Genomic DNA, 4708 nt, shown 5'->3' with positions numbered 1-4708 from the left:
TTGGAATAGACCTGCTCGCGCACCCGCACGAAGGTCTGCATGAACGCGGTCCCCAGCTCGATACCGAACAGCCGGGAGATCTGGATCGTCGCGGCGATGGCGGCGGCCTGGGCCGGCTTGATGTTCGAGACCGCGAAGGTGACCAGCGAGGTGATGCCGATGGCCAGGCCCACCGCCTCGACGATCTGCGAGGGCAGAAAGTCGTCATTGGCCCAGTCGTGAGTCAGGCCGGTGTCCATCCAGCTGCCGATCGCGATCAGGGCGAAACCGAGGGCCAGGAGCAGGCGCGCATCGATCCGGCGCAGCGCCAGCACCACCAGCGGGATGATCACGAATTGCGGCAGGGCGATCCAGTTCAGCACATCGCCGACCTGCAGCGCCCGCAGGCCCTGGATCCGCGTCAGATAATCCGGCAGGACGAAGGCCGTGGCCTGGGAGCCGAAGCCGTAGATGCAGATCAGCATCGCCGGAACGGCGACATTCGCCTGGCGCAGCACCGGCAGGTGGATCAGCGGATGCTCGACCACCGCCTCATTGATCACGAAAGCGGCGACCAGCAGCAGGCCCCCCGCCAGGCAGCCGACGACGACGCCGGAATTCAGCCAGTCAAGGCGGTTGCCCTGGTCCAGCGCGACATAGATCAGCCCGAAGCCCAGGACGGCGAGGATGATGGCGCCCCAATCGGTGCGGCGCAGCAGGTCGCGATTGATGCCCTCGCGCGGCACGCCCCACAGGATGATGAGGGCCATGACCGGCGTCAGCACGACGTTCTGCCAGAAGATCCATTGCCAGTGGCCCGTCTCGGAATACCAGGCCTCGAGGGACGCGGCGACGTTCTGGGAGAAGGTGAAGCGGAAGGCATAGGCGGCGATGCCCCAGATCCACCAGCGCGGCGCCAGGCCGCGCAGGATGAAGCCGAGCGACGCGGGGATGAAGGTGCCGACCGCGAGGCCGCGGACGACCTGCAAGGCGATGATGATGCCGTAGTCGGCGGCGAAGGGCAGCAGCAGCGAGGACAGGGTGAAGATCACGCTGGCCCAGACCAGGAAGCGCCGGGTGCCGATGACGAGGCTGAGCCAGGCCGCACAGGGTGCCACGACCATCTGGCTGGCGGAGAACGCCGTGGTCAGCCAGGACCCTTCGTCGAAGCCGAGGCCGAACCCGCCACGGATGTCGGCCAGGCCGAAGCTGGTGACCCGCGTGTTCAGCGTCGAGATGAAGGCCCCCAGCAGCACCGCCGCGACGCCGGCCAGGGGACGCACCACCGCGACCAGGGGCCTCGGGCCGGGGTCGGCTGTTGCCCCGAGGGCTAGGGTCACGGCTTTGCCGGCGCGCTGTCGGTCAGGATGGTCACGACCGCCGACATGCCGGGACGCAGCCGGCCGGCGAGCGGACTGCCGGGATCGAGCAGGATCTTGACCGGAATGCGCTGCACCACCTTGGTGAAATTGCCGGTGGCGTTGTCCGGCGGCAGCAGGCTGAACTGCGATCCGCTCGCCGGCGCGATGCTGTCGACCCGGCCGGTCACAGTGACGCCAGGGAAGGTGTCGACGGTGATCTCGGCCTTCTGGCCGATCGCCACGCGGGTCAGCTGGGTTTCCTTGTAGTTCGCGATCACCCAGACATTGTCCAACGGCACCACGGAGATGACCTGGGTGCCGGGCCGCAGATACTGCCCGGCGCGAACCCCGCGCTCACCCACCATGCCATCCACCGGCGCGATGATCTTGGGGTAGCCCAAATTGGTCTTGGCCAGTTCGAGCGCCGCGTCCTTGGCCTTGGCATCGGCGCGAAGCTGCAGTTCCTGGGTGTCGAGCACGCCCATCTGGCGACGCGCGCCTTCGAACTCGGCCTGGTTCCGCGTCAGGGTGGCCTCGAAGCGCTTTTCCTCGGCCATGGCCTGCTCGACCTTCTGCGCCGTGCCGAAGGTGGTCCCCAGCAGGGTCTGCTGGCGCTTCAGCTCCAGGTTGGTGCGGTCGACATCGGCCTGGGTCGCGGCGATGACGCTCTGGGCCTCGTCGATCTCGGCATGCTGCAGGTCCTTGCGCGCCTTCAGGTTCTGGATTGCCGCCGCCGCGCCCAGCACATCCGCATCGGCCTGGTCCACCCGCGCCCGATAGTCCTGGTCGTCGATCTGGACCAGCACGTCCCCGGCCTTGACCATCTGGAAGTCGGTCACGGCCACGCGGTCGACATAGCCGTCGACCTGGGCGCTGAGCGGCGTGATGTCGCCGCGGACATAGGCATTGTCGGTGCTCTGGCGGCTGGCCTGGCCGACCCAGACATCCCAGCGGATGACGAACAGGGCGACGATGCCGCCGGCGATGGCGAGGATCACCAGCCGCAACAGCCAGGGCCACAGCCGCTGTGGCCTGGTGGTGGCGGGCGGCGGCCCGGAAGCCGGTGGCGGACCGGGCGGGCTGACGACCGTGGAACCTGGCTGCCCATCCATCACGATCTCCCGATACGCAGCCCTGATCCAGGAAGTGTAGTCGGCGGCCTGTCGCGTTGTCGAGCGTGGCCGCGGTAAGCTATGCCGGGCTTTACCACGTCGCCAGGACCAGGAACAGCAGAATGGATGACAACGGGATTCGCGAGGCGCTGGACCGTCACTGGGCTGCCTCCGACGCCAACGATTTCGATGCCGAGCACGCGATCTACCGGGACGATGCCGTGCTCGAATACCCGCAATCGGGCGAGCGCATCCGGGGCCGGCAGAACATCCAGGCCTCTCGTGCCGCGCAGCCGAACTCGAAGCGCTTCACGGTGCGCCGGATCGTCGGCTCGGGCGATTTGTGGGTCACGGAATTCGTCCTCTCCTATGACGGCCGGCCGTCCTATACGGTCAGCGTCATGGAGTTCCAGGACGGCAAGGTGGTCCGCGAAACCCAATACTTTGCCGACCCGTTCGAGCCCGGCCCGTCCCGCGCGCAGTGGGTCGAGCGCATGGGCTGAGGCTGGTCAGCCGCAGATCACGCCCACCGCCTTGCGCCCCATCTCCCGCAACTCCGCCCGGGGAACGCCGGCGCGGGTGCGGATGGCGATGGTCTGCAGCACGGCGGAGGCGATCACGGCAAGCGCCGCGGGATCGGCATCCGCTTTCAGCTTGCCCTTCTCGCGCGCCATCCGGAACCGCGCTTCGAGATCGGCGTCGAGCGCCCGGAGCCCTTCGGCGAGCGAGCTGCGGATCTCCGCATCCTCGACCGCCTCGGTTGTCGCAGTTCCGACCGCGAAGCAGCCGAGCGGCAGGCCGTCATCCGAAAAATAGATCGCCAACTGCCCGTCAAAGGCGCGCATCAGCGCCTCGTCTAAAGCCTGGTCGCCATCTGCCAGCGCCGCGTGCATATCGGCAAAAATGAGCTGCCAGTAGCGGTCGAGCGCCTTGAGATAGAGCGCGTGCTTGTCGCCGAACGCCGCATAGAGGCTCGGCCGGTTCATGCCGGTCGCGGCGCTGAGTTCGTCGAGCGACGTGCCGGCATAGCCGCTTTTCCAGAACCGGTCCGTGGCCTGCTGCAGCGCGACCCGCGGGTCATAGGCGCGCGGCCGGCCCCGACCCCGCGGCTCCACATCCTTTTTTTGTACCATCTCGCATAAAATCCTTGACGGGGAATCCCGTGCCTCCATATTTATGCGGAACGGTACAATATTCAATGGCCATGAGGCCCATCATGCAGTCCCAGCTCGCATCCCCCGGCAACGCGATGACGTCAGCCATCGCGATCGGCGAAGGCAATCCGGTACAGCTCGCCGAGATCGATGCCGGCTTGAGCCGGGGGCTTGAACGCCCCGAAGCCGGCCGCCGCGCCACGGCGCCGAAGCGGGCTTTGCGTGAACGCCTGCGCCGGCCGCTGCTGATTGCCTTCCCGCTGATCCTGGCGGCGGCCGGCGGGGCGTATTACCTGGCCGAGGAGCCTTACGTCTCGACCGACAATGCCTTCGTCCGCGCGGCGAAGGAGTCGATCAACGCGCGGGTTTCTGGCCAGGTGGTCGAGATCGCCGTCACCGAGAACCAGCGCGTCCGGCACGGCCAGTTGCTGTTCAAGATCGATCCGGCGCCGTACCAGATCGCGGTCGACCAAGCCGAGGCGCAGCTGGGTAGTGCGCGCCTGCAGATCGACGCGCTCAAGGCGACCTATCGCCAGCAGCTGGCCGACCTGCAATCGGCCAGGGATTCCGCTGACTTCGCCGAGCGTGAATTCGGCCGCAAGAAGGCGCTCGTCGCCTCCGACTGGACGCCGCGCGCGGCCTATGAGCGGGCGGACACGGACCTGAAGGTCGCCCGCCAGCACATCGCGGCGATGGAGCAGCAGGTCGCCAACACCGTGGCTGCGCTGAACGGCGACCCGGATATCGCGATCGATCGCCACCCGTCGGTCCGCGCCGCCCAGGCCCAGCTCGACCGCGCCCGGCTTGACCTGTCCTACGCCACGGTGACGGCGCCCGATGACGGCATCGTGACCCGGGTCGACGACCTCCAGGTCGGCGACTTCGTCAATCCCGGGGCCGACGTGTTCTCGCTGCTGTCGAGCCGGGAGATCTGGGTCGAGGCGAATTTCCGCGAAACCGGGCTGACCCATATGCGCCCGGGCCAGGAGGCGACCATCGATGTCGACGCCTATCCTGACCGCAGCTTCAAAGCGCATATCGTCAGCATGAGCCCGGGCACCGGATCTGATTTCTCGGTGCTGCCGCCGGAGAACGCGACCGG

General features: G+C 67.5%; 5 protein-coding genes. 2 read left to right on the top strand and 3 right to left on the bottom strand.

Translation table 11 applies throughout. The features are described from left to right. Positions 1–1319 (bottom strand): MFS transporter (locus AC3XYG_RS18195; protein ID WP_489141266.1); only part of this gene is annotated, 1319 nt, incomplete at its 3' end. Beyond that, a complete protein-coding gene (locus AC3XYG_RS18190; protein ID WP_489141265.1) occupies positions 1316–2452 on the bottom strand; it encodes an HlyD family secretion protein in 1137 nt (378 codons plus the stop codon). The genes AC3XYG_RS18190 and AC3XYG_RS18195, both read right to left, overlap by 4 nt. A 122-nt stretch (positions 2453–2574) precedes the next feature. Between AC3XYG_RS18190 and AC3XYG_RS18185 the strand changes: the two genes are divergently transcribed. Further along, entirely contained in the window at positions 2575–2955 is a 381-nt protein-coding gene (locus tag AC3XYG_RS18185; protein ID WP_489141264.1) for a nuclear transport factor 2 family protein, read from the top strand. A gap of 6 nt (positions 2956–2961) precedes the next feature. On the opposite strand, the gene AC3XYG_RS18180 is transcribed toward AC3XYG_RS18185, so the two are convergent. Continuing rightward, positions 2962–3585 (bottom strand): TetR/AcrR family transcriptional regulator, encoded by a 624-nt coding sequence (locus AC3XYG_RS18180; RefSeq protein WP_489141263.1) that lies wholly within the window; start codon positions 3583–3585, stop codon positions 2962–2964. Between the two features lie 83 nt (positions 3586–3668). On the opposite strand from AC3XYG_RS18180, the gene AC3XYG_RS18175 reads away from it, so the two are divergent. Continuing rightward, the coding region (locus AC3XYG_RS18175) for an HlyD family secretion protein (RefSeq protein WP_489141262.1) at positions 3669–4708 on the top strand (1040 nt) is incomplete at its 3' end.

The organism is Inquilinus sp. (genome assembly GCF_057815775.1).
Note: the sequence above shows the minus strand (reverse complement) of the source record. Positions and strands in the feature narration are given on the sequence as shown.